This window comes from Sedimentisphaera cyanobacteriorum, from assembly GCF_001997385.1.
GTDB lineage: Bacteria > Planctomycetota > Phycisphaerae > Sedimentisphaerales > Sedimentisphaeraceae > Sedimentisphaera > Sedimentisphaera cyanobacteriorum.
Window position 1 is genome coordinate 535,351 of sequence record NZ_CP019633.1, and the last position, 26,044, is coordinate 561,394.

General features: G+C 46.8%; 24 protein-coding genes and 1 tRNA gene. 20 read left to right on the top strand and 5 right to left on the bottom strand.

The features are described from left to right. Nucleotides 1-15: 15 nt before the first annotated feature. Complete coding sequence (locus L21SP3_RS01990; RefSeq protein WP_077539090.1) at nt 16-1,638, top strand: IS1634 family transposase; 1,623 nt, start codon at nt 16-18, stop codon at nt 1,636-1,638. Nucleotides 1,639-1,715: 77 nt separating this feature from the next. Here L21SP3_RS01990 and L21SP3_RS01995 read toward each other — a convergent pair whose 3' ends face one another. The 5 genes from L21SP3_RS01995 to rimO form a co-directional block, all read right to left on the bottom strand. Next, a complete protein-coding gene (locus L21SP3_RS01995; protein WP_077539091.1) occupies nt 1,716-2,243 on the bottom strand; it encodes an ATP-binding cassette domain-containing protein in 528 nt (175 codons plus the stop codon). A gap of 17 nt (nt 2,244-2,260) precedes the next feature. Beyond that, complete coding sequence (yidC, locus tag L21SP3_RS02000; RefSeq protein WP_077539092.1) at nt 2,261-4,228, bottom strand: membrane protein insertase YidC; 1,968 nt, start codon at nt 4,226-4,228, stop codon at nt 2,261-2,263. Beyond that, nucleotides 4,228-5,004 (bottom strand): metallophosphoesterase family protein, encoded by a 777-nt coding sequence (locus tag L21SP3_RS02005; RefSeq protein ID WP_077539093.1) that lies wholly within the window; start codon nt 5,002-5,004, stop codon nt 4,228-4,230. The genes yidC and L21SP3_RS02005 overlap by 1 nt, the downstream gene beginning before the upstream one ends. A 12-nt stretch (nt 5,005-5,016) precedes the next feature. Continuing rightward, a complete protein-coding gene (locus L21SP3_RS02010) occupies nt 5,017-5,709 on the bottom strand; it encodes an aminomethyltransferase family protein (RefSeq protein ID WP_077539094.1) in 693 nt (230 codons plus the stop codon). 138 nt (nt 5,710-5,847) lie between these two features. Next, nucleotides 5,848-7,176, bottom strand: coding sequence for a 30S ribosomal protein S12 methylthiotransferase RimO (gene rimO, locus L21SP3_RS02015; protein ID WP_077539095.1), 1,329 nt, complete (start codon nt 7,174-7,176; stop codon nt 5,848-5,850). 365 nt (nt 7,177-7,541) lie between these two features. Between rimO and L21SP3_RS02020 the strand changes: the two genes are divergently transcribed. The 19 genes from L21SP3_RS02020 to L21SP3_RS02110 all read left to right on the top strand — a co-directional run bounded on the left by L21SP3_RS02020 (nt 7,542) and on the right by L21SP3_RS02110 (nt 25,935). After that, the gene (locus tag L21SP3_RS02020; RefSeq protein WP_227806790.1) at nt 7,542-7,778 is read left to right on the top strand and encodes a NifU family protein; all 237 of its coding nucleotides are present in this window, start codon (nt 7,542-7,544) and stop codon (nt 7,776-7,778) included. Nucleotides 7,779-7,849: 71 nt separating this feature from the next. After that, entirely contained in the window at nt 7,850-10,072 is a 2,223-nt protein-coding gene (locus tag L21SP3_RS02025; RefSeq protein WP_077539096.1) for an NADP-dependent isocitrate dehydrogenase, read from the top strand. Between the two features lie 31 nt (nt 10,073-10,103). Continuing rightward, nucleotides 10,104-11,156 (top strand): tetraacyldisaccharide 4'-kinase, encoded by a 1,053-nt coding sequence (lpxK, locus tag L21SP3_RS02030; protein ID WP_077539097.1) that lies wholly within the window; start codon nt 10,104-10,106, stop codon nt 11,154-11,156. Then, nucleotides 11,140-12,639 (top strand): D-glycero-beta-D-manno-heptose 1-phosphate adenylyltransferase, encoded by a 1,500-nt coding sequence (gene rfaE2, locus L21SP3_RS02035; protein WP_077539098.1) that lies wholly within the window; start codon nt 11,140-11,142, stop codon nt 12,637-12,639. Before lpxK ends, rfaE2 begins: the two co-directional genes overlap by 17 nt. A 19-nt stretch (nt 12,640-12,658) precedes the next feature. Further along, on the top strand, nt 12,659-13,648 hold the full coding sequence (locus L21SP3_RS02040; RefSeq protein WP_077539099.1) for a D-glycero-alpha-D-manno-heptose-1,7-bisphosphate 7-phosphatase: 990 nt from the start codon (nt 12,659-12,661) through the stop codon (nt 13,646-13,648). Between the two features lie 130 nt (nt 13,649-13,778). After that, nucleotides 13,779-14,897 (top strand): MlaE family ABC transporter permease, encoded by a 1,119-nt coding sequence (locus tag L21SP3_RS02045; protein ID WP_077539100.1) that lies wholly within the window; start codon nt 13,779-13,781, stop codon nt 14,895-14,897. Then, nucleotides 14,894-15,661, top strand: a complete 768-nt coding sequence (locus tag L21SP3_RS02050) for an ABC transporter ATP-binding protein (protein ID WP_077539101.1) — start codon at nt 14,894-14,896, stop codon at nt 15,659-15,661. Before L21SP3_RS02045 ends, L21SP3_RS02050 begins: the two co-directional genes overlap by 4 nt. Before the next feature lie 47 nt (nt 15,662-15,708). Beyond that, the gene (locus L21SP3_RS02055; RefSeq protein ID WP_227806792.1) at nt 15,709-16,023 is read left to right on the top strand and encodes a peptide chain release factor family protein; all 315 of its coding nucleotides are present in this window, start codon (nt 15,709-15,711) and stop codon (nt 16,021-16,023) included. A 279-nt stretch (nt 16,024-16,302) separates the two neighbouring features. Then, nucleotides 16,303-16,374 (top strand) — tRNA-Gln (locus tag L21SP3_RS02060). Nucleotides 16,375-16,452: 78 nt separating this feature from the next. Further along, a complete protein-coding gene (locus L21SP3_RS02065) occupies nt 16,453-17,403 on the top strand; it encodes a ribose-phosphate diphosphokinase (RefSeq protein ID WP_077539103.1) in 951 nt (316 codons plus the stop codon). A gap of 58 nt (nt 17,404-17,461) precedes the next feature. Beyond that, on the top strand, nt 17,462-18,106 hold the full coding sequence (locus L21SP3_RS02070) for a 50S ribosomal protein L25 (RefSeq protein WP_077539104.1): 645 nt from the start codon (nt 17,462-17,464) through the stop codon (nt 18,104-18,106). 9 nt (nt 18,107-18,115) lie between these two features. Next, nucleotides 18,116-18,685: an aminoacyl-tRNA hydrolase gene (gene pth / locus L21SP3_RS02075; protein WP_077539105.1), complete on the top strand. Its 570-nt coding sequence runs from the start codon at nt 18,116-18,118 to the stop codon at nt 18,683-18,685. Between the two features lie 48 nt (nt 18,686-18,733). Next, nucleotides 18,734-19,228, top strand: coding sequence for a 30S ribosomal protein S6 (gene rpsF, locus L21SP3_RS02080; RefSeq protein WP_161488058.1), 495 nt, complete (start codon nt 18,734-18,736; stop codon nt 19,226-19,228). 33 nt (nt 19,229-19,261) lie between these two features. Next, nucleotides 19,262-19,756, top strand: coding sequence for a single-stranded DNA-binding protein (gene ssb / locus L21SP3_RS02085; RefSeq protein WP_077539107.1), 495 nt, complete (start codon nt 19,262-19,264; stop codon nt 19,754-19,756). Nucleotides 19,757-19,830: 74 nt separating this feature from the next. Continuing rightward, the gene (gene rpsR, locus L21SP3_RS02090) at nt 19,831-20,079 is read left to right on the top strand and encodes a 30S ribosomal protein S18 (RefSeq protein WP_077539108.1); all 249 of its coding nucleotides are present in this window, start codon (nt 19,831-19,833) and stop codon (nt 20,077-20,079) included. A 73-nt stretch (nt 20,080-20,152) separates the two neighbouring features. Further along, nucleotides 20,153-20,686 (top strand): 50S ribosomal protein L9, encoded by a 534-nt coding sequence (gene rplI / locus L21SP3_RS02095; protein ID WP_123785110.1) that lies wholly within the window; start codon nt 20,153-20,155, stop codon nt 20,684-20,686. Beyond that, on the top strand, nt 20,610-22,079 hold the full coding sequence (gene dnaB, locus L21SP3_RS02100; RefSeq protein WP_077539110.1) for a replicative DNA helicase: 1,470 nt from the start codon (nt 20,610-20,612) through the stop codon (nt 22,077-22,079). Before rplI ends, dnaB begins: the two co-directional genes overlap by 77 nt. Nucleotides 22,080-22,143: 64 nt before the next feature. After that, nucleotides 22,144-24,450, top strand: a complete 2,307-nt coding sequence (gene bamA, locus L21SP3_RS02105) for an outer membrane protein assembly factor BamA (protein WP_077539111.1) — start codon at nt 22,144-22,146, stop codon at nt 24,448-24,450. A gap of 261 nt (nt 24,451-24,711) precedes the next feature. Then, a complete protein-coding gene (locus L21SP3_RS02110) occupies nt 24,712-25,935 on the top strand; it encodes an IS4 family transposase (protein ID WP_077539112.1) in 1,224 nt (407 codons plus the stop codon). The last annotated feature ends 109 nt before the right edge of the window (nt 25,936-26,044 follow it).

A 26,044-nucleotide genomic window follows, 5' to 3' on the forward strand; every position in this document is an offset into this window, starting at 1 on the left:
GTATAATCTGCATTTATGTTTATACGAGTAAAGACATCAAAAAACAGTCCGAAGCAGTCGGTACAGATTGTAGAGAGTTATCGCAACGAGAAGAACCAGCCTCGTCAGCGTATAGTTCGTCATCTCGGCACAGCCTTCACAGAAGAAGAGCTTAAGCGGCTCAAGGATTTTGCCGAATTCGAGAAGGCCAAGCTTGAGGCCGAGAAAACGCCGGCACTTTTCAAGCCTGAGCATCTTGCAGAAGCTGCAATAGATGCCCGCAAAAACATTGATGATAAGCCTTTGCGGGTCAATCTAAAGAATCTCAGGGAACAGGCACGCATAACTACAGGCATCCATGAGGTATTCGGCAGCATCTACAATGAGCTTGGCTTTAACAATCTTTTCGATAGACGCAAAGAGTCTGCAGGCAAAAACCTTCGTCATATCACAATGGCAAGGCTTGCAAACCCAGTGAGCAAACGCAGCAGCGTTCAGGATCTCTCCAAAGACTTCGGCATTAACCTTTCTTTAGACAGCGTTTACCGTATGATGGATAATATCACAGATGATATTATCAGCAAGGCTCAAAACTGTGCTCACAGTGCTGCTAAAGGCCTTCTCGGCGAAGAGATAAGTCTTCTTTTCTACGACTGCACCACGCTTTATTTTGAATCATTTACAGAAGATGAGCTCAAAAAGAACGGCTACAGCAAGGATATGAAGTTCAATCAGCCGCAGGTTGTCCTTGGTCTTCTGTCCACATCAGAAGGGCTTCCAGTAGGTTATGAGGTATTCCCCGGCAATCAGTATGAAGGGCATACGCTGCATACTGTAATCCCTAAGATCAAAGAGAAATACAACCTCAAGCGTGTTATCTTCACCGCAGACAGCGCAATGCTTAGCAAGGCTAATCTTGATTACCTTGAAAAGCAGGGAGTTGAGTATATTGTGGCAGCGAGGCTTAAAAGCCTCACTGATAAATGGAAAGCAAAGGTTACAGAATCCAATGCCCCGCTTAGAAGCTTTGATTACGGCAAAGATACAAGGCTTATTGTTACCTACAGCGATAAACTCGCTAAAAAGAATAAGCACGACAGGGATGAAGCTATAAGAAAGCTCCAGGAGAAGCTTGAAAAGAGCAGCAACCCCAAATCACTTATAAGCAACTACGGCTACAAGAAGTTTATGCGTGTTACCGGCGATATAGACTGCCGGATAGATGAAGAGAAATACGCGCAGGCTGCGAATTTTGATGGTCTTCACGGTGTTATAACGAATGTCAAGGATATGGATGATTCGGCTGTAGTAGATCATTACAGGCAGCTCTGGCTGATTGAGGAGTGCTTCAGGATAAGCAAGCACGATCTGAAGATACGGCCGATATACCACTGGACGCCGAAACGAATCAAAGCCCATATACTGATATGCTTTATCGCTCTAACCTGCGCGAGAAATCTGGCCTACAGGGTTCGGCTGAGATTTGAGCCGATGTCTGTGGCGAGGATTGTAAATGCCCTCAACCACGTGCAGCTGAGCATACTCTGGGATAAGAAAACAGAGTGCAGATATGTCCTGCCATCAAAGATTAACGAGGACGCAAGAAAACTCTATAAAACAGTTAATCTCAGCACCAATACAACGCCTTACAAAATGTAATTTCACCCGCCGAAAAACCTTCCGAAATAGGGTTTGTAGTGCCTGCGCAAAAAATCGAGTCCTTTATTGACAAGGACTTATGAAAATTTACCGCCGAAGTCAGGAAGAAGCTTAGGCTCTCCCGCAACCGCCCTTAAAAGCAGACACATCATCATTTCGCCGGTTGACAGGGTGGCTATACGACGGGTTTTGAAATGCTGAATTTTATACTTCTCGAGCAGATCTTCAGCCTTTTGCGAGGCCTTCTTATCTTCGCTCTTGAGCCAAGAGGCGGGCATAATTGTTCCGGTAACGCCGGTTTTGATCAGCTCTAAAACAGTAAGACGTTTGGAGAATTCCGGCGTTCTCGAGAGGCTCAAAATTCCGATATCCTTGCGGATTTCCGGCAGATTAACCTTGCCGAATTTCTCGCCGCAAAACCAGACGCTCCCCTCGCTTGCCCAGTCGTAGCCGGATATAAGTGAGAGCAGCGAGGATTTGCCCGAGCCGTTTGCTCCTATAAGCCCGCAGCACTCACCGGCTGATATGGAGAGGTTAATCCCGTCCAATATACGTTTGCCGTATTTATCAAGGCATACGTTTTCCAAACGAATTATTTTGCTCATTTTTCACTGCCGGCTGATTAATATTGCTTGGGCTTTGGCTTGCGTTTCTTGCCGCCTTTTCTGTTCGCCGGAACTACAACCCGCTTATCCTTATCGTCCTGTTCTTTGATATGCTTGCGAATTACCTTCTGCTCAAAAACGCCGCCGAACGAACTGGCCATAATATACAGATTCAGCCCTGAGGGAGCTTTGTAGAGGAATACGAGCATAAGTATAGGCATCATAATCCGCATTATTTTCTGCTGCTGAGCAACTTCCGGGCTGGTAGCTCCTGGCTGCGCTGTGCTCATAAGCTTTTGCTGCATAAAAAGAGCCACTGAAAGAAGCAGAGGAAGCAGGTTGAATGAGCCTATTTCAATCCCTATAAAAGGAATTGTGAACGGGCTGAAGGTGATAAGGGCATCAGGCGAAGAGAGGTCTGTTATCCAGAACGGCAAAAAGCCTGCCCCCCTCAAATCAACGCTTGAGTATATCGCAGAATACAGCGAAACCCAGATCGGCATCTGTATCAGCATTGGAACAAACCCCAGCATAGGCGATGCCCCCTGGTCTTTATACAGCTGCATTACATGCTGATTCATTTCCTTAGGAGTGTCTTTGTATTTCTTCTTTATCTCTTCAACCTGCGGGCCGAGCTTGCTCATCTTCATCATCGAAACCTGCCCCTTCTTTGTGAGAGGGTGCAGAATGAGCCTAACAAGGAACACGAGGATGATAATTATGATTCCGTAGTTGGGGATGAACCCGTAGCAGAAGTTCATAAATGCGAGGATTGCAAATGTGATAGGGCGGAAGAGGTTTCCGCAGCACGCACGAAAATCAATCGCATGTATAAAATGAAGCTTCTTGTATATCGGTTCATTTTCGAAGATGCTCTTTTCTTTCGGTCCGAGATAGGTGATCATCTTTATTATCTGTTTGCTGTTTTCACTGCCTGCAGGCTGAAGTGTAATATCATCGAATTTGAGCAGGTAAGCAAGGCTCTCAGTGCCGTTTGTGTTTGGCTGGTCGCCCTCAGATTTCCCCTTAATCAGCTTGCTGTCGTAATATCTTGCCCTGTCCGGCAGTACGCGGCAGTCTTTGGTTATAGGCTTTAGTATGCAGGTGAAATATTTGTTGCCGTTTGCTATCCAGTTGAATTTGCCGGCGCCTTTCGGGGCCTTTATCTGAACGTCTTCCAGCTCTTTTTCAATGCCGGTGTTCATATAATCGATCTCGGCCTTGCGTGCTGTTTTGAGCTCGATTTTGCTGGATTTAATCTTGTCCCCTTCTTCGCCTTCATAAAACGCGCTTACGATGCTCCTGCCGTCCATACGAACGCCTTCTCTGATAAAGCCCACCGGCCCGTGAACCTGAAATACCGGCTTTAAGACCTGATCGGAGAGATTTTCGAGAGTGAAATAAACCTCGAAATGCTGCTTTTCCGGCAGAAGGAGAAATGTTTTCTTGATCCTGAGCACTTCCCCGAAGCCCTCGCTCGAAAGAACTGCGGTGAAGCTTAAGCTTTCGCTGCCTTTATCGTTTCTCTTAACCTGCCCGGCCTTCCAGTTGAGCTTGCCCAGCGGAAATCTGCCTGGTATCCCCTTGAACCAGAGGTATGTGTTTTTCAGTGAATAGGCCTTTCCTGCTTCGAGCCTTGATACAGGAGCAAGGGCGAGGAACGGGTCTTCTTCGCTTCCGCGTTTGTAGTAGCCGTTCAGACGGGCATACTTGATAGAAGCCCCTTCATTGGTAAGCTGAAGCTCGAACTGGTATGGAGAGTCTTTCTGTACAGACCCGAGAATATAATCTCTCTGTTCTTCTCCCGAGGCGGAAAGCTTTGTGAAGTCTATTTCAGGGCGGCCTGAGTTTTCTTCGCCGTCAGTTTGACCTTCATTTTCTGCGCTGAAGGCTGCTGAGGCAGTAAAGAGGACAGCCGCCAGTAGGAGCAGTAATTTGCCCAAAGTTTTATCCGGTGAATATATATTGTAAGCTTTGTTATTCATTATCTTCCTTCAATAAGTCTATCGGCTTCGAAGTTGTCGAGCATTGGGATGCTGTAAATCTTTTCGGAAATGTTGGCAATATCGTATTCCAGCCGTACAAAATACACCTTGTTGTCCTGCACGTAAGCATAGCTTGCTCTTTTATCTCTGTCTCTTGGCTGGCCAACTGAACCAACGTTTATAATAGCCTTTTCCTCAGGCTCAATCGGGTAGTAATCTCCGAGTTCATCGGGCGTGTAGAAGTCCGGGTCTTCCAGAAACACGCCAGGCAGGTGTGTATGCCCGATGAAGCAGATATTTTTTACGTTGTCAAAAAGCGAGGTAACCTTCGCAGGCGAGGTGAAGATGTCGTCAGGGAAAACGTATTCATTTATCGGCCTTCTCGGCGATGCATGAACCATATCCACATTAATTTTCTGCCCTTCAGCTTCCAATCCGAAGCTGTATCTCATCGGCAGTCCTGCAAGAAAGCTCCATCTTTTTTCAGCCAGCTTCACTTCTTTTTCCGTGCAGAGCTGCTCGCGAGTCCAGTATGCAGCGAGCTCTGCGCCGTAGTTGAAGTTCGTAGGCTCGTAAAGCACTGCATAATCGTGGTTGCCCATTATGCAGGTATCTGTTTTCTCTATGATAAGATCAAGGCATTCAAACGGATAAGGCCCGTATCCCAAAACATCCCCAAGGCAGATAATTTTCTTTATGCCTCTGTTTTCGATGTCCTCGAGTACTGTGTTTAATGCTTCAATGTTTGAGTGAATATCGCTGATAATTGCAAACATAGCTATTTCCGATTATTCTTCAAAGGTTTCCATAAATTTGACCGCTGCTTTATCAAGGCATCCGGCCGAGCCGGGGATTATGTCTGCTTTCTTGTGATACTTTTCTATAGGGCTTGCTGCCATACGTGCAAGCGAACTGCTGCAGATTACCTCTAATCCGTCTGAGCCGATCCAGCTAGAGCGCATTACGGTGAAGCTCATCATCATTGCCGAGATCACATCCGCCTCTTCACGCTCAAGATTGAGGCTTATCGGAGCAAGACTCGAAAAGGCCTGATAAGCCTTAGGCCCGTAGAGGCCGAACATCGCTGTATTCTCCGTAATATCCCTTACAGCAGTCCCGCCGCCTGCAGCTTCATCTTTGAGAAGTTTTAAAACGCTCGCGTTATTTGCCGGATGGCTTATAACAAGCGCCTTCCCGCCGGCAGTTACTGTTCTAACCACCCCGCAGGAGAGTCTGCTGAAACTGCATTCGCCTTCGCGGAGCTTCCCGCCTGCGAGCTTCTCAGCGAACTGCTTGAAGCCTTGGCCTGTAATCTCGAATCTTCCGAATGGAGTAAGGTCGAATGCTATGTTCGATTTGAACAGGGCATCTTCGCACGAAGGGAATTCCGGAAAATCTGCAGGCATATTCCATCCGTAGTATTCGGAGAAAACTGCACCGAACCTCTCGTAAAGCTCTGTAAGAGGGCTGATTTTTAGCATAATCTACAATTTTAATTTGGTTTAATAAATTTTAAGGCTGCACCGAAATGCAAAACATAAACAACCCCAGATTATGGTTTATTTGGCTTGCGAATCAACACTGTTTATAAAATTTTCGCCTGCCTTTGTATAATTATTTTATATCAGCCGGCATATAAGGTCGTAATCGCTTGTATCGGCAACTTCCGCCTCAATAAATTTTCCGGGTTCAATCTGCTTTTCCGGAACTGCGCACACGCTGTCTATCTCAGGGGCCTGGCCGTAATACCGTGCCTGCGTATAGTCTTCGCAGAAGCCTTCGGTTAGCAGGGTTAGCTTTTTGCCCTGCATATTGCGGTTTTTTCGGAAGGCGATTTCCTGCTGGGCTCTCATAATCTGACCAACCCTTTTCTGCTTTATCTCTTCAGGCAGCTGATTATCCATCCTGCCTGCGGGGGTGTCTTTTTCGGGGCAGAAGGCAAACGCGCCGAGTGCATCAAATTCTGCCCATTTTATAAATTTGAGCAGTTTATTGTGTTTTTCTTCAGTCTCGCCCGGATAACCCGATATCACAGTTGTTCTGAGTACAGGCTTATCCAGCTTCGCCCTTATCTTTTCAATAAGCTCGGCAGTTTTCTCTTCAGTATCCGTTCTCCGCATTGATTTTAGCAGTTCGTTGTCTATATGCTGGATTGGCATATCGATATAATTTAGGATCTTTTTGTGCGAAGCGATAGTGTCTAAGAGCTTATCGCTCACGGAGGCCGGATAGAGATACAGAATCCTTATCCACTCTAAATCTGTTTTGGCAAGCTCTTCAAGCAGCTCGCAGAGCCCGTCTTCAAGACCAATATCCTTGCCGTAGCCGGTGGTGTCTTGCGCGATTAGATTCACCTCACGAACCCCGTTCTCGCTTAGAACCTGCGCCTCGCGGATTATCTCAGCCTTAGGCTTGCTCCGGAAAGGGCCTCTGATTGCAGGTATCGTGCAGAAAGAGCAGCCTCTCCCGCACCCTTCGCTTATACGAAGATAAGCGCTGCCCGGCGATGTTGTAAGAAGGCGTACGCTGTCATTTGAGACGAATTTCTTGCCGGAGGCTGTGTCAATTTTTCGGCTCCCCTTAGACTTTGCGGTTTTCAGGAGCAGCTCGCCGGCCTTGTCTCTCTCGCATAGGCTGATAAGGCAGTCTATCTCGGGCAGGGCTTCTGCAAGCTCTCTGCCCATCCGCTCCACAAGGCAGCCTGCCGCTGCTACGAAGCGAACCTTGCCCTGTTTCTTGAGCTCTATTCCCTGCCTGAGCTCCTCGAAGGCTTCCTGTTTGGCCGGTTCGATAAAACCGCATGTGTTTACTATATAGAAATCGGTGTTTTCTGAAGAGCTGTCTAAGATGAAGCCCCGTTCGGCCATATCTGCGAGCATTACCTCTGTATCCACCGTATTCTTCGGGCATCCAAGAGATACAAATGTTACTGTGTAGTTTTTTGCCATATTCTGCTCGTCTTAATAATATTGTGATAATATCCGCCAATTATACCGATTTGCGCAATCTTTTAAACGGGCGTTTGAGAGCCGCTCTGATTTTGCATCGCATTTTCGTGGGAACCAAAACACAGGTTCTTACCCCTAGAGCAGCTTGAATATTTGCAAAGAAGCCGCTGTTTATCTAAAAAACTGGGTCGCCGCTCGGTAATATTTTCATTTTTGCAGTTGATTGACTGTAATTTTAGAATACTGATGTTCAATAGAAGTTCATTATTTGTCTTCTCGGGTTTCCCAGCGCTGCAGTTGTAAAAAAAATGATTATAAGTAAAATATTGCTTCAAAATATAAACTTAAACTTTTGGAGAAAACCAATGAGCGAACAGATAAGTGATAAGATCAAAGAGTGTATCCAGCAGATACGTCCGATGCTTCAGTCAGACGGCGGAGATATTGAGCTTGTAGAGGTAACGGAGAACAACGACGTAAAAGTTCGCCTTCAAGGTGCTTGCAGAGGCTGTCCGGGGGCGAGGATGACGCTCAAAATGGGTGTTGAAAGAAGGCTTAAGGAGCAGGTGCCTGGAGTTGGCGAAGTTATTTCAGTGGAATAACTTCAGCATAATTGTTGTATTAAAAGAAATATTATTACAGATATAATCATCAAGGATAACGGAAGAAATCAATGAACAGGATAACCTGGACAAAATCAGATGAGGCCCCTTCGCTGGCATCTTATTCCCTTTTGCCGGTGGTGGAGGCATACTGCAAAGCTGCCGGAATTGATATTGAGGTTAGGGATATTTCGCTGGCAGGCAGGATAATTGCAAATTTCCCAGATCAGCTCACGAATGAGCAGAAACAGCCGGACGATTTAGCCTATCTCGGCGAGCTGGTAAAGCAGCCCGAGGCAAACGTTATAAAGCTGCCGAATATAAGCGCATCAATCCCTCAGCTCGAAAGTGCGATAAAGGAGCTTCAGGAAAAAGGCTATAACATCCCGAGCTACCCGCACAAGATAAAAACACAGCAGGACAGAAAGCTTATCGATAGGTTTGCCGCAGTTCTTGGGTCTGCGGTTAATCCGGTCTTGCGTGAGGGCAATTCGGACAGAAGGCCTGCCAAGGCAGTAAAGCAGTTCGCAAAAAAGCATCCGCACGGGATGGTTAAGCCTTGGCCGGAAAATGGCAGCAGGGCTGATGTGGCCTATATGCAGGAAGGCGATTTCTATGGCTCTGAGAAGTCTGTTACGCTTGAAAAGCCCAGCAGCGTGAAGATTGAATTTGTATGCGAAGACGGCTCAAAGAAAACGCTCAAAGACAGCCTGCCTCTGCTTGAAGGCGAGGTAGTGGATTCTGCTGTTATGAACGTTGAAGCTCTCGAGCAGTTTTACAGCGAGAAAATGAAATTCGCAAAAGAAGAGGGTCTGCTTCTGTCTCTGCACTTGAAGGCCACAATGATGAAGGTCTCTGACCCCATTATGTTCGGCCATTGCGTGAAGGTTTTCCTTAAAGACGTTATCGATAAACACAGCGAAACTCTCGATTCGCTCGGAGTTAATCTAAATTACGGTCTCGAGAATATCTTCAGCAAGCTGGAAGGGCTTGAACCCTCCAAAAGGCATGAAATTGAAACAGATATCCGCAAGGCGTATGAAAACAACCCCTCGCTTGCGATGGTTGATTCGAGAAAGGGAATTACCAACCTCCACGTTCCCAACAATATTATTATAGATGCCTCAATGCCAAACGTAGTTCGAGACGGCGGGAAGATGTGGAACTCTGACGATGAGCTTCAGGACACACTCGCCCTCATTCCGGACAGAAGCTATGCCTGCGTTTATCAGCAGATTATTGAGGATTGCAAAGAAAACGGGCAGTTCAATCCGGCTGAGATGGGCAGTGTTTCCAACGTTGGCCTTATGGCAAAGAAGGCCGAGGAATACGGCTCGCACGACAAGACATTTGAGGCCGAAGCCAGCGGCACGATTCAGGTAGTAAGCGATTCAGGCGAAGTGCTGATGTCTCAGAAGGTGAGCAGGGGAGATATATTCCGGATGTGTCAGGCCAAAGACGCCCCTATAAAGAGCTGGGTGGAGCTGGCTGTGTCTCGTGCCCGCGAGGAAGGAGTGCCTGCTGTTTTCTGGCTTGACGAAAAAAGAGCTCACGACAGAGAGATTATCGCCAAGGTGAAGAAATATCTGCCCGAATTCGACACCTCCGGGCTTACCATAGAGATTTTAGAGCCGAGAGAGGCTATGAAATACTCCCTCCAGCGGGTGCGCAGGGGAGAAGATACCATCTCCGTTACGGGCAATGTTCTTCGTGATTACCTCACAGACCTATTCCCTATCCTCGAGCTCGGAACAAGCGCAAGGATGCTTTCGATTGTGCCCCTGATGAACGGAGGCGGGCTCTATGAAACCGGCGCAGGCGGGTCTGCTCCGAAACACGTTGCCCAGTTCCTCAGGGAGAATCATCTCCGCTGGGACTCGCTCGGGGAATACTGCGCGTTAGTGCCTTCACTCGAAAAGATTGCTCAAAAAACGGGCAGCAAAAAGGCAGCATCTCTCGCAGATGCCCTAAACAATGCTATCAGCGACTATCTCGAAAACGGGAAAACTCCTTCCCGCAAGGCCGGCGAGCCGGACAACAGGGCGAGCACTTATTTTCTCGCTATGTACTGGGCAAAGCATCTTGCACAGCAGAAAGAGGACTCAGAGATGGCAGAGCGTTTCGCAAAAGTCTTCAGCAGGCTCAGTGAAAATGAATCCCGAATAATGGAAGATCTATTGAAGGTTCAGGGCAGTGCTTCTGATATAGGCGGATACTACAAGCCGGACGACAAACTCGCTGAGAAGGCTATGCGTCCCAGCGAAATACTTAATGAAATAATCGAAGGCGTGTAGATTTACTGCCCGCCGCAGAAAGTTTTACATCGTGATAGATAAGTGGCGAAAAATTGTAAGCGGGGAGGACAGAAGCCATGCAGGGCTGCTTATGCTTTGCGTGTTTATTGTCCTCTCCTGTTTTTACCGATTCGCCGTATGGCTGAGGAATCTGCTCTACGATAAAGGGCTTCTCAAGATTTCTAAAGCCAATCATCCTGTGATAAGCGTTGGAAACATTACAGCAGGCGGTACAGGCAAAACGCCCCTTGCAATCGAGCTTTGCCGACTGCTTGTTGGCAAGGGATATAAGCCTGCTGTGCTAACGCGGGGATACGCCTCAGATTCGGGATTTGCAGACGAGCCTGAGGAGATAAAGCTTGCGTGCCCTTCGGCCGAAGTTTTCATAAATCCGGACAGGGCTCAGGCCGCCCGAAATGCAGAATCGAATTCTGAATGCAATGTTTTCATCCTCGACGACGGCTTCCAGCACAGGCGTTTAGCGAGGGATTTAAATATTGCTGCTGTGGATGCTGGCTGTCCGTTTGGATATTCAAGGCTCCTGCCGGCGGGACTGCTTAGAGAGCCGATAAAAAATATTTCCCGCGCAGACTGCATAGCTGTTACAAAATGCGAAACCGCAGGCGAGAAGGAAATTGAAAATATTCGCAATAGAATTCGCTCTTATAATTCCAGCGCACCTATTGCAGTTCTCCGTCAAAGATTTGTATGCTTCCGCACTCTGGACGGACAGACATTGAAGCTCAGGTCTTTGAAGGATAAGAGGGCATTTGTATTCTGCGGCCTTGCGAACCCTGAGAGCTTTTTGGAAAATGTAACACGAAGCAGAATCGAAATTGCAGGCAGGAGGCTTTTCAAAGACCACCACAGCTACACCGCCGAAGATCTTGAATTAATCCTTTCCGACTCGTCTAATTCGGATATAATCGTTATGACGCGTAAAGACTTTGTTAAGGTAAGCAGGATTGCTGAATTCTCCGGCTGGGAAGAGTTCAGGAAGAAGGCGGGCTATTTTGAGCTTTCTTTGGAATTCGTTGATGGCTTTGGCAGACTGGAAGATTTATTAAATGAGCTCGGCAGATAAAAGAATTTTAACGGATATTTACGAAAAGCTTTTGAGCCTCTCCAGCCCGAAGGTTTTGCTTGTGGGGGATTTTATGCTCGATAAATATACCCACGGCGATGCACTGCGCATAAGTCCCGAGGCTCCTGTGCCGGTTTTAAAGGTTGTTCACACTGAGTACAAATGCGGCGGGGCGGCATCTGTGGCTGCAGATATTTGCGAATTAGGGGCAGAGCCTTTATGTATCGGTATTACCGGACAAGATGAACACGGCAGGCTCTTGAGAGATAAGCTGAGGGCTTTAGGAGCAGATACATCAGCCCTTGCAGAATCCCCCGCCAGACCTACAACCTGCAAGAACCGCTTAGTTGGCCTTGCCCAGCACAAACACCCCCAGCAGCTTATGAGAATCGATGAAGAATCCAGCGAAGAGCTCGCCGAAGAAGAAGAACAGAATATTCTCAGCAATTTCAGCTCAAAGCTGCCCGAGGCTGATATCGTATGCCTTGAAGACTACAATAAAGGCGTATTAACAGAGAATGTGTGCCGCAGGATAATTGAGGCTGCCCGAAATTCAGGCAAAATGGTGGTTGTTGACCCTCCTATGGGACGCGATTATCAAAAATTTGCCGGAAGTACTGTAATCACTCCGAACCGAAATGAAGCACGCCTTATCTCTGGCATAGAGATTGATTCGCCTGAATCTGCCGGGAAGGCAGCCGAGGCAATACGGAGCTGGCTTGATATTGATGCGGTTGTTATAACGATGGATAAAGACGGGGCATACCTAAAGACAGCCGATTGCTCAATGCTCGTTCCTACAGTGCCCAAAACTGTGTACGACGTGGCTGGGGCGGGGGATATGGTTCTCTCGGCGATTGCTGTGGCTTTGGCTGCGGGCTGGCGATACGAGATTGCCGTACACCTTTCGAATATCGCAGGCGGGCTCGAGGTGGAGAAATTTGGCGTAGCTTCTGTAAGCACTGCTGAGATTCTCGAAGAGATCAAAAAACGCATTTTCCCCGGGGAAAGCAAGATTGTGAAAATGGCTGATATCAGCGAACTTTGCGAAAGGCTCAGAATCGAGGGTAAAAGGATAGTGTTTACCAACGGCTGCTTTGACATTATCCACGAAGGCCATATAAATTTTCTCGGTTTTGCAAAAAGCCAAGGCGATGTGCTCGTTCTTGGGCTGAACAGCGATGCAAGCGTTAAGCGGCTGAAAGGTGAAGACAGGCCTGTAAACGCAGAAAATGCAAGGGCAGCGGTACTGAGCAGTCTTGAGTGTGTTGATTATGTGTGCATCTTCGATTCAGACTCGCCCCTCGAGATAATCAAAGCTGTAAGGCCGGATGTCCTTGTGAAAGGCAAAGACTGGGAGAAAAAGGGCGTTATAGGAAGTGAATTTGTGAAAGCGAACGGCGGCGAGGTTGTCTTAGCCGATTTGGTTGAGGGAATAAGCTCAACAGCTATAATTAATAAGGTAAAAGGCAAGAGTTTTTAATTCTGCTAAGGGGGCATTGATGAAAAATCTCTTTGGTGATGAAGTTAAGTTAGGGCAGGATGAGGCGGCTAAAGAGAAATCTTCGTCCGGCGAGGATTTAGATGAAAGCCAGAAGGATAAGGCGGTGTTTCTCGATAGAGACAACACTATCATCTCCGATACGGGCTACATTTCAAAACCTGAGCAGGTAAAGCTTATGCCCGGGGCGGGAAAGGCTCTTCGCTGCATGCAGCAGTTGGGATACAAGCTTTTCGTTGTTACCAATCAGTCCGGAATAGCCAGAGGCCTTTTAACAGAGGAAAGGCTTGCGGAGATCCACAGCAGATTGAAGAGCCTGCTTATGCAGGAAGGCGTGGAGCTGGAGGATGTTTACTACTGCCCATACCATCCCGAAGGTGAGCTGGAGGAGTACAGGAAGGAAAGCTTCCAGAGAAAGCCCGCCCCAGGGATGATTCTTCAGGCTGCTGAAGAGCACAATATCGCTCTGGAAAAATCATGGCTTATAGGTGACAGATACAGAGATATTAAGGCCGGACGCTCAGCAGGGTGCTGCACCATCCTGATAAATCTGCCAGGGAATGAAGACAGGAAAGATAAATCAGACCCGCCCCCAGATTATGCAGCGGTAAATATCAAAGAGGCGGCTAATATTATTATGATGTATCACCATAAGAAAGAAGGAAGGCATAAGGTTTTGGATATAGGAAGTTTTAAGGCAGACGGTTTAGATGGGCTTGCAGATAGGAATTCGGATGTCTCTGAGCTGGCTAAAATCTTGGAAAGGATGGAAGAAAATATTCTCGGCGAACTGCAAAGGGGCAGGAATGTATTCAGCAAATGGAAGGCATTTGCCGTGGCAGTGCAGGTTATAAGTATTGCCTGCCTTTTGATTGCTTTAATAGGTGTTTTCGCAAGCATAAACTGGATTGATTCGGTTTTAACACCCCTTGTATTTGCTGCGGTACTTCAGCTAATGGCTATTTCGGCCTACATGATCAGTAAAAGCTGATTTTTTTCAGAATTTAGCGGTATGTTTAGCAAAAAGTTCTGGAAATTACTGTTAAATTATTTAAAAACATCAGGGCGAATCAAAAACTGTTTGCTTTATAGTCGAAAAAAATGGTTAGCGTTGTTTATAAATGAAAAATGATAGTGAAAAATTTGTATATTTCTCGGGTGAAGAGCTGTGTATCTGCCTGCCTGAGGTGGTGGATAAATCTCTGGCCGGCGATTTGTACAGAAAATTCAAATCCGAAACAGCTTCAATCGCACCGACCAGAATCATAATAAAAAGCAGTGATGGTTTTATTTGCCAAAACGCAGGCAAAGCCTTTATATCCTTAGTCAAGAAATACTGCTGCCGGAAAGATATACTACTCGACGATGAGCATCTCTCTTGCAGTGTGGACGATTTGGTAAAAGATTGCCCCAGCGAGGAGGTGCAGGAGCAAACTGCCCATGTTTTCCGTGAATTTATTGTAGGTTTTGGGAAGGGTTTCTGTGGATATTTGAGCTCAATTACAGACAAGGTTGAGTATTACGGCAGGGTCTTCGCTTCGTTTGCGGGGCTGCTTAAAAACCCGAAGACCTTCAGATGGGCGGATTTCTTCAGGATAGCAGAAAGTGCAGCAGTCAATTCATTCGGAATATGTATGCTGATAGGATTTCTGTTTGGGCTGATTCTTTCGTTCCAGTCCGCAACATCAATGAAGCAGTTCGGGGCGGAAATATACGTTGCAAGTCTCGTGTCTCTAACGCTTTTTCGCGTGATGGGGCCGTTTATAGCTGCAATTTTGTTCTCTGCAAGAAGCGGGACGGCCTTCGCCGCAGAGCTGGGTACGATGAAGATCAATGAGGAAATAGATGCACTCAAAACTTTCGGTCTCAGACCGGTGCCGTTTCTCGTGCTTCCCAGAGTTCTTGCAGGCACACTCTTTGTTCCAGTTCTCACACTCTACACCAGCCTTTTCGGGCTTGTAGGTATGAGCATCGTTATGCGTTCGATGGGTTATCCTTTCGAGGTAATATTCGATCAGGTAACTATGCTCACGGGCCTGTCCGATTTTGCTCAGGGGATGTTCAAGGCAATCGTGTACGGATTTGAAACCGCTGCGATAGGCTGCCTTAGCGGACTCAGCACCCAGACGGGCAGCAAGGCTGTAGGCGACGCTGCCACGAAGGCAGTGGTAAGCGGCGTAGTTGCCATAGTTCTCACCGAAGGCGTATTTTCTGTAATCTTCTATGTGCTGGGGATATAGCCGTGTCTGAAACAGTAGCCAGAGTAAATAATCTAACTTCCGGATATTTCGGCCAGACCGTCCTTGAAAACGTCAGTTTTGATGTGCAAAGGGGTGAGATTTTTATCATCCTCGGCGGTTCAGGCTGCGGAAAGAGCACGCTCTTAAAGCATATGATTGGCCTCTACAAGCCATACAGCGGCAATGTGCTGATTATGGGAGAGGATATATCCGCCGCAGGCGAGAAGGACTTCAAAAACCTTGTGAAATATTTCGGCGTGATGTATCAGAACGGAGCATTATTCGGCTCTATGAACGTGCTGGAAAATCTTCGTCTGCCCTTGGAGATCTATACCGACCTGCCCAGAGAGCTGATGAACGAAATCTGCATCTCAAAGCTCTCGCTCGTAGGCCTTGAAACGAGCTACAATCTAATGCCCTCCGAGCTTTCAGGCGGAATGAAGAAAAGAGCCGCTATCGCAAGGGCGATGGTGCTCGATCCGGACATCCTATTTCTTGATGAGCCAAGTGCAGGGCTCGATCCGATCACAAGCGCAGAGCTCGACAGCCTCATCCTCACCCTTTCCCGCAAAACCGGCATTACATTTATCGTTGTCTCCCACGAGCTTGACAGCATATTTACAATAGCAGACCGCGTGATTATGCTTGATAAAAGCGTAAAGGGGATTATAGCTGAAGGAAGCCCTGAAGATCTGAAAAAGAATTCTGAGAATCAGCTTGTACAAAACTTTTTCAATCGTATATCTTCGTCTTTAAAACAATGATTACTTTTCCTGTAACACAGAAAAAGGCCGATGCCCTGCGGAGCAGAATGAAGCAGTGCGGGCTTCAGGAGGCCGACTTCGAGGAGAAGTTCATCCGCTCTTCCGGCCCGGGAGGTCAGAAAACCAACAAGACCGCCTCCTGCGTTTATCTTATTCACAAGCCTACAGGCACTGAAGTGAAGTGCGATAAGGAAAGAAGCCAAGGCCTCAATCGCTATTACGCTCGCAAGTTTATGTGCGAACAGATTGAATCGAAAACTGAAGGCGTCAAAAGCAAACAGCAGTTCAAAGCCGAAAAGATCCGTAAGCAGAAGAAAAGAAGGAAAAGGCGAGCCGCAGATAAGCTCAAACGCAAAGATTAGTATTCCTGCAGCGTATTTTCCTCTTTTATGTGGAATTCGTGTTATTTTTCTTGGCAGCAGCCCTGATTTTTTTGTACTTAGGGGCTAAAAAGTCTTGTAAAAGGGCTGCAAAGTATTATAATTCATCTTCTCTCGTTGCCCGGAAGCGTGCTTCGGCAAGGGGGTTGGCAGTCCGCGACATGGTCAGCTCCGGCTTCAGGTAATGAGACTTCTCCCCGCTCGAAGCGGGAATCGCGGCATATTAATATGCAGTTCTTCTGCATTCTTGTCGTAATTTGGTACCCGGTGGTGTAATTGGCAACACCTCAGCTTTTGGTGCTGAAATTTCTGGTTCGAGTCCAGACCGGGTAGTTTCTTTAACAGGAAGCGGTTTCAATTGCCGGTAAGGCTGGAATATACTGAAGGCCGAGCCGTGGGAAGGATTCATAAATGTTTCTAAATGAGAGTGTGAAAGTATTCGGCGGCTCTGCTAATCCGGAGCTGGTGAAAAAAATCTGCGGTTATCTCGGCGTAACCCCGGGCGGCGCTGCTATACGCAGATTCCCGGACGGCGAGAAATTCGTTAAAATAGATGATAATGTTCGCGGTAAAGACTGCTTCATAGTTCAGTCAACCTGCACGCCGGTTGACGGGAATCTCATGGAGCTTTTGATTATGATCGACACCCTCAAACGGGCGAGTGCAAACAGAATAACCGCTGTTATCCCTTATTACGGCTATGCCCGTCAGGACAGAAAAGATGATGGAAGAGTCCCTATTACTGCAAAGCTGGTGGCTAATCTTCTTACCGCAGCAGGAGCAACGAGGGTTTTGGGTATAGACCTTCACGCAAGGCAGCTTGAGGGATTTTTTGATATACCGGTTGACCATCTTATGGCAGAGCCTGTGATGGTGAAGTACCTCAGGGATAAAAAAATCCAGAAGCCGGTTATCGTTTCCCCGGATGTGGGCAATGTAAAAACCGCTTCAAGGTATGTAAGCCATATAAGGGCAGACCTTGCTATAGTGCATAAAAAACGGCTCAACGGCAAAGACGTTCACAGCGAGAACATAATCGGAAGCGTTGAAGGCAAAAACGTGGTTATGGTGGATGATATGATTTCAACCGCCGGAACTATCTGCTCTGCGGCGAAGCTTGTAAAGAAGATGGGAGCCAACAAGGTGATTGCAGGTGCAACACACGGGCTCTTCTGCGGGCCTGCTGTTGAGCGGATACAGGAATCTTACATAGATGAGATTTTTGTAACCGATACGATACCTCTCAGGGATGACGTTAGAAACGGGATAAACGTAACGGTTTTGAGCGTAGCAGAGCTTTTGGGAGAATCGATTAAAAGAGTTCACAGAAACGAATCAATAAGCAGTTTGCTGCTTTCGTAGTTATCAGTTGCAGCTTGATTAAGCTGCGTGATAGTAATAATTTATCAGTGAGGAAAAGATGACAGAAACATTTTCATTGAAAGCAGAGCTTCGGGAAACGGGGACCAAGTCCGCTGTCAAGCTTCGTGAAAACGGCAGGACGCCTGCTGTTATTTACGGGCACAAGCAGGAGCCGGTGGCTGTGAGCATAGAAACTAGCGATTTGCTGAAGGCTATGCACAGCGGTAACAGGCTTTTCGACCTTGAGTTCGACGGCAAGTCCGAAACTCTTCTGCTAAAAGACATGCAGTACGACCACTACCAGAGAGATGTAATTCATGTAGATCTTATGCGTGTGGATATGGACGAGAAGGCAAGCGTTACGGTGCCGGTTGTCCTTAAAGGTACTGCAAAAGGTATCGCCGAAGGCGGTATGGTGGATGTACACTTAGACCATATCGACGTTGAATGTCCGGTTGTTTCGATCCCCGAATATTTTGAGGTTCTTATCAAGGATCTGGGATTGAACGATTACATCACTGTAGGTAATATCGAGCTTCCCCGCGGCGCATCTCTTATAACAGATTCTGAATCTGTTGTGGTAAACTGCCACGAAGTTACCGTAGCCCCGGAGCCGGAAGAAGGCGAAGAGCTCGAGGAAGAGGCAGTAGAGCCGGAAGTGATTACAGAGAAGAAACCGGAAGACGAAGAAGAGCAGAAGTAGCGGTAGATTATGGCATGCAGGCTTATTGCAGGGCTCGGAAATCCGGGCAAAAAGTACGAAGGCACGCGGCATAATATAGGTTTTGATGTATTAGACCGTTTTGCCGAGAAGTGCGGCGTCAGCATAAGCGGCAGAAAATTTTCTTCGCTCTGTGAGATTTTTGAGTTCGGCGGGGATAAGATAATCCTTCTCAAACCCCAAACTTTTATGAACCTCAGCGGTCAGGCAGTAGCAGCTGCGAGGGGTTTTTATAAGATTGATATAAGCGATGTACTGATTATTGCAGATGATATGGCTATCGATACGGGAAGAATAAGGCTCAGGCCGTCCGGCTCTGCTGGAGGGCACAACGGCCTTAAAGATATCATCGCAAAGCTCGGGAGTCAGGATTTTCCGAGGCTGAGAGTGGGCATTGGAAAAAGCCCGCTGCCGAACAGTACCGGATATGTATTAGGACGCCCCTCTCCGGAGCAGAGGCAGGAGCTTCAGCTCGGGATTGGAAGGGCGGTTGAATGCATTGAAATGCTTATAAAAGACGGACTTGAAAAAGCTATGACAGAATATAACAGTAAAAATTAATGGCCTGAAGGCCGGTGTAATAAATTTTGTAAACCGGAGGTTATTACCTTGGATACAGCTAAAAGACTTTATGAAGCCCTGTTTCTGGTGGACCCTGCTTTAGCAGCGGGCGACTGGACAGGTTTGGTTGAAAAGATTACCGCTTTGGTGGAAAAAAGAAGCGGTGAGATTGTCAGCCTTAAGAAGTGGGATGAACGTAAATTGGCTTACGAGATTCAGAACAAATCTCGCGGGACATACATCCTTGTTTATTTTAATGTTGAACCTCGTGAGCTCAGTAATGTTGAGAGGGATATAAATCTCTCGGAAGACATTATGCGTGCCATGGTTCTGCGTGCTGATTTTATCGATCCTTCAAAACCGATCGATAAAGAAACTCCTTTAGAAGCCGAAGAGAGGGTGAAAAGAGAGCAGGAAGCAAAGCAGGAGATTGAGTCTTCAGCAGCAGGTTCTGCGGCTTCTGTTTCCGAAGAATCAGCGGAAAAACAGGAAGCCCAAGAGCCTGAAAGTGAGCCTGAAAAGGCCGATGAGCCTTCAGAATAAGCTTAATTATTTCTTTAGAACGGAGAGATTGAAATGGCCAGCTTTAATAAAGTAATACTGCTCGGCAACCTTACAAGAGATCCGCAGTTTTCGTATCTGCCAAGCGGCACTCCGCTCGTTGAGTTTTCCGTGGCCACGAACAGAAAGTTCGTAGGTCAGGACGGTCAGCAGCGGGAAGAAGTTTGTTTTACAGACTGCAGGATGTTCGGCAAGCGGGCGGAAGTTATCAACAAGTATTTCAAAAAGGGCTCTTCAATTTTGGTTGAAGGCAGACTGATTCTCGACAGCTGGACAACTCAGGACGGAAGCAAGCGAAGCAGACTGCGCGTGCAGGCGGAGAATTTCGAATTCACCGGCGGTGGCGGCGGCGGTTCTCAAAGACAGGGCGATTATCAGCAGGGCGGCTACCAGCAGCCCTATCAGCAGCAGCCCCCTCAGAACAATCAGCCTCAGCAGCCTCCTCAGCAGTCATCTTCAGATGCTTTCGGCGGCGGTGATGATTTTAATCCAGATGATATACCGTTCTAAAAACTGCTTGAGCTGAAAAGGGCTTTAGTTAATTGTATTTAGATAATTAAAACTTAATTTAAGAGCATTAAATTATGAAAAACCAGAGAAGAAACAAAAAAAGAAGAACTGCCACAATTCGTGAGCAGAACCAATGCCGGTTTTGCAGGTCTAAAACCGAGTATGTGGATTATATGGACATTGAAACGCTTTCAAAGCTTCTTACAAACCGCGGCAAAATATATTCCAGAAAGCGCAGCGGGAACTGTGCAAGCTGTCAGCGGAAGGTTCAGAACGCCATAAAACGTGCAAGGTATATGGGGCTGCTTCCATACCAGACCTGATACGGTTAAGACAGGCGTTTGCAAAAACGGAGCTTATTAATACTAAAAAACAAACTTATTGGAGAAAAAGCAAATGGTTAAAGTTTTGCTCCTTGAAGATATTATAAGCCTTGGTTGGCTTGGTGATATAGTTGATGTTAAAGACGGCTATGCAAGGAATTATCTTGTCCCCTGCGGGCTGGCAACTATACCTTCAAAAGAAAATATTGAGGCAATAGCCGAAGAAAAGGCAAAACGGGCTAACGAACGCAAGCTTGAATATGACAAACTATGCCAAGTGGCTGAAAAGGTCGAAGGTGCTTCTGTTATTATAGAAGCCAAGGCCAACGAGCAGGGACATCTGTTCGGCTCGGTTACACCTGATATGATTGCTGAAAAGCTCAGGAAAAACGGCTACGAGATAGCAGATGAGATGGTGGCTGTAGGGCATATCAAGGAAGTTGGCGAGCACAGTGTTACTCTCAAGATTTCGGTTGATTTGGATGCTTCTATCGAAGTAAAAGTTGTTTCCGAAGGCAGCATCCCGCTCAATGAAGAAGAGCTTGAACAGCCGGAGCAGGAAGAAGATGAGCTCTCAGAAGCCAAGCCAGAAAACTCAGAAGAATAATTCTTCTAATGAAAGTTCGCAGCCACAGCGGTCTTCGAATTATGATTTGATTCAGGCTAAGTCTTTGCCTGAATCATACGAGGCGGAGGTCTCGGTGCTGGGCTCAATGATTCTGGATAGAAACTGCGTCAATGATGTCGTCCAGAAGCTGAGCCCGGATTCATTCTACCGCCCGGAAAACCGCATTATATATGAATCGCTTGTAGCGCTTTACGAACAGCTCCCGCCTGATAAAAATATGGATCTCGTTCTTATCAAGGATGAGCTGCTTAGGCGGAATCAGTTTGAAGATGCAGGCGGGCAGGAGTATCTAAAGAAGATACCTGCAAGCGTTGCAACTACTGCCAACGCCGAATATTACACGGAAATTGTTCACGAGAAGTATATCCTCAGGCAGCTTATCAATGTGGTAAGTGAGGTGCTTGAAGAGGCATACAACCCTGCCGGCGAGATAAGCGACAAGCTCGATCAGGCTGAGAAAAAGATCTTCGAAGTAACCGGCGAGCGGGTTACCGGCGAGGCCGAGTCTATGCGGGACCTTCTCGTAAAGGCATTTGAAGAGATCGACAAACGAACGGGCGAGGCCATTACGGGCATCCCCACCGGTTTCACCCAGCTCGACACTATGACTACAGGTCTCCATGAGGGCGAGCTTATAATAATGGCAGGAAGGCCGAGTATGGGGAAAACGAGCTTTGCCATGAATATTGCAGAGCACATTGGAGCTGATGAAGAGCAGCCTGTATTGATTTTCTCGCTTGAAATGGGCAGACTCCAGCTTGCAGAGCGTATGCTTTGCAGTCGTGGAATGATAGACTCACAGGCCGTAAGGCGGGGGGTGATGGATTCAGAAGTATTTCAGGAGCTTCTGGATACCAGCGAGAATCTCTCTCAGGCACCGATCTTTATCGATGATACTCCCGGAATGACTCCTCTGGAGATTCGCGCCAAGGCAAGAAGGCTCAAAGCTCAGTATGATATTAAGGCAGTTTTCGTTGATTACCTTCAGCTTATGAGCCTCGGAGGCAGGGTAGAATCGAGGCAGAATGAGATAAGCGCAATCTCCCGTCAGCTCAAAGCAATGGCAAGAGAGCTGGATGTTCCGGTGATTGTGCTCAGTCAGCTCAATCGTGCAGCCGAACAGCGAGAAGACCACCGACCACGAATGAGCGATCTTCGTGAAAGCGGAAGTATTGAACAGGACGCAGATGTTGTTATGCTTATACACCGCGAAGACTACTACCACAGGCAGGAAGCCGAGTATGAATTTGATAACGAAGCGGAAATAATTATAGCTAAGCAGAGAAACGGGCCTACCGGAATCGTGAAACTCAAGTTCCACGGCGAATTTACGAGATTCGACAACATAAGCACTATTGATGAGCCGTTTTGATTTGCGGCTCTATTAAAGCCCGTTTTAGCCCGAAAGTGTTCTAAATAAAGGTATAGGATTTTTTATGCTGAAAAGAGTCGTTGCATTAGTATTGTTTGCTGTTTTGGCTTGCGGTTTGGCAGAAGCTCAAGATTTGCGGATTGTTGAGCTGAACGTAAAAGGCAACGCCACGCTCACTAAATCGAAGATACTCAGCACAGTATCAGCCCGCCCGGGGCAAACCCTTGATGAGCAGGCTTTATCGCAGGATACTGAAAATTTGGCTGAGCTGGATGCTGTTCAGTTTGCTTACTATAATACTGAGCCGGTTGACGGGGGAGTAAGGCTGAATTTTGTTGTGGTTGAGAAAATGCTCATTTCAGAGATATCATTTTTCGGCAATGAAAAGATCAGCGATAAAACCCTTGCAGACCTTGTCGATTTTGATAAAGGTGATTATCTCGAGAAAATCACGCTTGCCTCAGCTCTGGACAGCGTAAGAAATAAATATACCGAAAAGGGTTATTACTTTGCCGAAGTAAAGCTCGGCGAAGAAGAGCTTGAACAGGGCAGGGTGATATTCAGAATCGAGGAGGGGCCGAGAGTTAAGGTTACCGGCGTTCGCTATGAGGGCAATACCGTCTTCACCGAAAAACAGCTCGACAGTGTTGTTAAGTTTGATTCCAGAATCCTCTTTTTATTCAAGAGAGACTACAACACCAAAAAAATTCAAAAAGACATTGAGGCTATCGAAAAAGAATATCGTTCAGCTGGATATATAGATGCAGACTGCAACGCCGAGCCAGATTTAAACGAAAAGCTCAATAAAGCGGAAGTGGTTTTTTATATCAGCGAAGGCAGGCAGTGCAAGGTTTTAGACCACAGCATAAAGGGTGTTAGCTATTTCGATAAAGACCAGATTGAGAAGATGCTCAAGGTTAAGAAAGGCCAAGCTTACGACAGCGAGGCCGTGAAGAAAACCAGAGAAGATATCAGGGATAAGTATCTGGAGAAGGGCTTTATTGAAGCACGAATCAGAGCCGAGAGGAATTTCACAGACAATGGAGACGTGAGGCTTGTTTATGACATTGATGAGGGCAAGCGGTTCAGGATTGGCGAGGTGAGAATCACAGGCAACTACCAGACGCACGATAAGGTTGTCAGAAGGGAGCTTGACTATGAGGGCTTCAAGCCGGGCAGATGGTACGACGGCAAAGAGGCCAAAGGAAACGGCAAGGGGCAGCTCGAGAAGGATGTAAAACAGGCAACTCTGGCCGAGGATGTGTTTATAAAATCAGTGGACGGTGAAAAGCCCGGAACCAAGGATGCCGTTGTTAATATCACTGAAGGTATGACAGGAATGGTGATGTTTGGTGCTGGAATAGACAGCAGCAACGGCCTTGTGGGACAGGTGATTTACGAGCAGAGAAATTTCGATATTCAGGACTGGCCTGAATCTCTCAGTGAATTTTTCGACGGGCGGTCGTTCAAAGGCGCTGGTCAGAGGCTGAGAATCTCCCTTGAGCCCGGTACAGAGGTAAACCGTTATTCAATAGATTTCACCGACCCTTACGCTTGGGAACGCCCGTTCAGCCTTAATCTGGGTTCCTCACGCTACTGGAGAGGCAGAGAATGCTATGACGAGGAGAGAACAAAAGGCTACATAGGCCTTACAAGACGCTACGAAGACGACTGGTATCTCGGAATCAAAGTGAGAGCTGAAAACGTTACGGTATCAGACCTTGATGATGATTCGCCCCAGGAAATTTATGACGTTGAAGGCGATACCGGCCTTTTCGGTACAAAATTCACAGCAAAGAAAAAGGTAACAGACGATAAATACATACCTACTGAGGGCTATGTATTCGATGCTTCTTTTGAGCAGGTTACAGGAGACTACAATTTTGGCGTTGTGAGCTCCTCATACACAAACTACAATACACTCAAGGAGGACCTGGCAGGCAGGAGAACCGTATTCTCAACGAAGATCTATGGTGCTGCAATTCTGGGCGATGCCCCTCCATTCGAGAAATTCTATGCAGGCGGGTCTGGCAGTCTTAGAGGCTTCGACTACCGCGGCGTAAGTCCAAGAGGGGAGAGCACAACAACCCCCGGCGTGTATGACGACCCAATCGGCAGCGACTGGATCGCAATCGGAACTGCCGAGATTACATTCCCGCTAGCAAGCGACCGCTACAACTGGCTTATGTTTGCAGATGCTGGAATGATTGATGAAGGAGGGCCGAGAACCTCAATCGGTACCGGCATTGAAATACTGATACCTCAGTGGTTTGGCCCGGTGCCAATGCGGTTTGAACTTGCAGCTCCAATTACAAAAGAAGGCGAAGATGAAACAGAGTTCTTCAGCTTCTCAATGGGAAGACTGTTCTAAGCTTAAAAAAAATATAGATTTTATGTACCCTGATTATTTTCCGTGTAACGTGATAATATTTGTTTGGGTAATGTGAAAATTAACGCCGGTCTGTCAAAGGGCCGGCTTTTTTTTGCGTTTGATAGAGAAAATTGCACTGTTTAAAATTTTTTTTTCACAGCCATCCCATAGAAGAGCAAAATACAAGATGTTTCTTTAAAACCAGCGGGGTATGAGTTACACTAATTCTTTCAGTCTAATTAAACAAATTAGGAGTAACCCATGACACCCGCCAAACATCAATATAGCATTCTTAAGCAAATATGCCAACATATTCCTGCACATCTTGTTTCAAAATTGTCTCGGTCTTTCGGTATTGACAAGCAATCACGAACATTTTCTTGCTGGTCGCACATTGTATCTATGCTTCATGTCCAGATTGCTCACAGTCTCTCGCTCAACGACGTTTCCGACACATTGCGTAATCATTCTGGAGCTTTGACTCCTATCCGCCGTGCAACCCCTTCAAGCAGGAATGGGCTTTCTCATGCAAACAGGGTTCGAGATCCTCTTATGGCAGAGACTCTCTTCTGGGAGGTGCTGTCCCATATCCAGAACAAACATCTTGATTTTGGGAGAGGCCATAAGTATTCCGGCCTTCCGAGGCGTTTTAAGAGAGCAATATATGCGGTTGACTCAACCACGATCCAGCTTGTAGCCAACTGTATTGACTGGGCTAAACATCGCAGACGAAAAGCGGCTGCAAAGTGCCATATGCAGCTGAATCTCCAGACGTTCCTGCCTCAATTTGCTATTGTAAAAGAAGCCTCAACCCATGATTCGACAGAAGCTTATCAGCTCTGTCAGGACCTTAAAAGCGGCGAAATAGCGGTTTTTGACAAGGCTTACGTGGATTTTAAGCATCTAGCAGATCTTGACAGGCGAGAATTATTCTGGGTTACCAGAGCCAAAGATAATATGAAATATCGTTTTGTTAAACAGAATACAGAACCAAAAGGTAATATCCAATACGATGCTTTAATTGAACTTGAAATGCCGAAAAGCCGCGAGGCATACCCGAAGAAGCTCCGTTTAGTTAAGGCTTATGTGGAAATTAACGGCGAGAAAAAGCTTATGAAATTTATCACGAACAATATGCAGTGGGCGCCGAGCAGTATTTGCGACCTATATAAGTGCCGCTGGGGTATAGAGGTGTTTTTCAAGCAGATAAAACAGACTTTGCAGCTAAGCGATTTCCTAGGGCATAGCCAAAAAGCAATTCTATGGCAAGTATGGACGGCTATGCTGGCTTATATTTTAATAAGGTATATAGGTTTCCTCGGTCAGTGGAAAGGAGCATTCAGCCGATTGTTTACTTTACTGAGGGGTGTATTATTCAGCCGGCTGGATGTTTTTGGCGTTATGGCTGCCTGTGGGACAGCACGTGGTTCACCGCGTATGGTTGGCAGCCCTCAGCAGGCTTATTTGCCGGGTTTTAATATGTAGCAAGATTTTACGAAAATAAAGAGGTGAAAAGAGAGCGGGCAGTATTGAGCAAAAAACTGCCAATTGAACAAAAGCAAAAAAAAATGCAAACTGGGGTAATTCAAATCCT

What these genes read in the sequence shown, in the direction of transcription:
- L21SP3_RS01990 (WP_077539090.1), top strand. Translation starts at nt 16, where the DNA reads ATGTTTATACGAGTAAAGACATCAAAAAACAGTCCGAAGCAGTCGGTA.
- L21SP3_RS01995 (WP_077539091.1), bottom strand. Translation starts at nt 2,243, where the DNA reads ATGAGCAAAATAATTCGTTTGGAAAACGTATGCCTTGATAAATACGGC.
- yidC (WP_077539092.1), bottom strand. Translation starts at nt 4,228, where the DNA reads ATGAATAACAAAGCTTACAATATATATTCACCGGATAAAACTTTGGGC.
- L21SP3_RS02005 (WP_077539093.1), bottom strand. Translation starts at nt 5,004, where the DNA reads ATGTTTGCAATTATCAGCGATATTCACTCAAACATTGAAGCATTAAAC.
- L21SP3_RS02010 (WP_077539094.1), bottom strand. Translation starts at nt 5,709, where the DNA reads ATGCTAAAAATCAGCCCTCTTACAGAGCTTTACGAGAGGTTCGGTGCA.
- rimO (WP_077539095.1), bottom strand. Translation starts at nt 7,176, where the DNA reads ATGGCAAAAAACTACACAGTAACATTTGTATCTCTTGGATGCCCGAAG.
- L21SP3_RS02020 (WP_227806790.1), top strand. Translation starts at nt 7,542, where the DNA reads ATGAGCGAACAGATAAGTGATAAGATCAAAGAGTGTATCCAGCAGATA.
- L21SP3_RS02025 (WP_077539096.1), top strand. Translation starts at nt 7,850, where the DNA reads ATGAACAGGATAACCTGGACAAAATCAGATGAGGCCCCTTCGCTGGCA.
- rfaE2 (WP_077539098.1), top strand. Translation starts at nt 11,140, where the DNA reads ATGAGCTCGGCAGATAAAAGAATTTTAACGGATATTTACGAAAAGCTT.
- L21SP3_RS02040 (WP_077539099.1), top strand. Translation starts at nt 12,659, where the DNA reads ATGAAAAATCTCTTTGGTGATGAAGTTAAGTTAGGGCAGGATGAGGCG.
- L21SP3_RS02045 (WP_077539100.1), top strand. Translation starts at nt 13,779, where the DNA reads ATGAAAAATGATAGTGAAAAATTTGTATATTTCTCGGGTGAAGAGCTG.
- L21SP3_RS02055 (WP_227806792.1), top strand. Translation starts at nt 15,709, where the DNA reads ATGAAGCAGTGCGGGCTTCAGGAGGCCGACTTCGAGGAGAAGTTCATC.
- L21SP3_RS02065 (WP_077539103.1), top strand. Translation starts at nt 16,453, where the DNA reads ATGTTTCTAAATGAGAGTGTGAAAGTATTCGGCGGCTCTGCTAATCCG.
- L21SP3_RS02070 (WP_077539104.1), top strand. Translation starts at nt 17,462, where the DNA reads ATGACAGAAACATTTTCATTGAAAGCAGAGCTTCGGGAAACGGGGACC.
- pth (WP_077539105.1), top strand. Translation starts at nt 18,116, where the DNA reads ATGGCATGCAGGCTTATTGCAGGGCTCGGAAATCCGGGCAAAAAGTAC.
- ssb (WP_077539107.1), top strand. Translation starts at nt 19,262, where the DNA reads ATGGCCAGCTTTAATAAAGTAATACTGCTCGGCAACCTTACAAGAGAT.
- rpsR (WP_077539108.1), top strand. Translation starts at nt 19,831, where the DNA reads ATGAAAAACCAGAGAAGAAACAAAAAAAGAAGAACTGCCACAATTCGT.
- rplI (WP_123785110.1), top strand. Translation starts at nt 20,153, where the DNA reads ATGGTTAAAGTTTTGCTCCTTGAAGATATTATAAGCCTTGGTTGGCTT.
- dnaB (WP_077539110.1), top strand. Translation starts at nt 20,610, where the DNA reads ATGAAGAAGAGCTTGAACAGCCGGAGCAGGAAGAAGATGAGCTCTCAG.
- bamA (WP_077539111.1), top strand. Translation starts at nt 22,144, where the DNA reads ATGCTGAAAAGAGTCGTTGCATTAGTATTGTTTGCTGTTTTGGCTTGC.
- L21SP3_RS02110 (WP_077539112.1), top strand. Translation starts at nt 24,712, where the DNA reads ATGACACCCGCCAAACATCAATATAGCATTCTTAAGCAAATATGCCAA.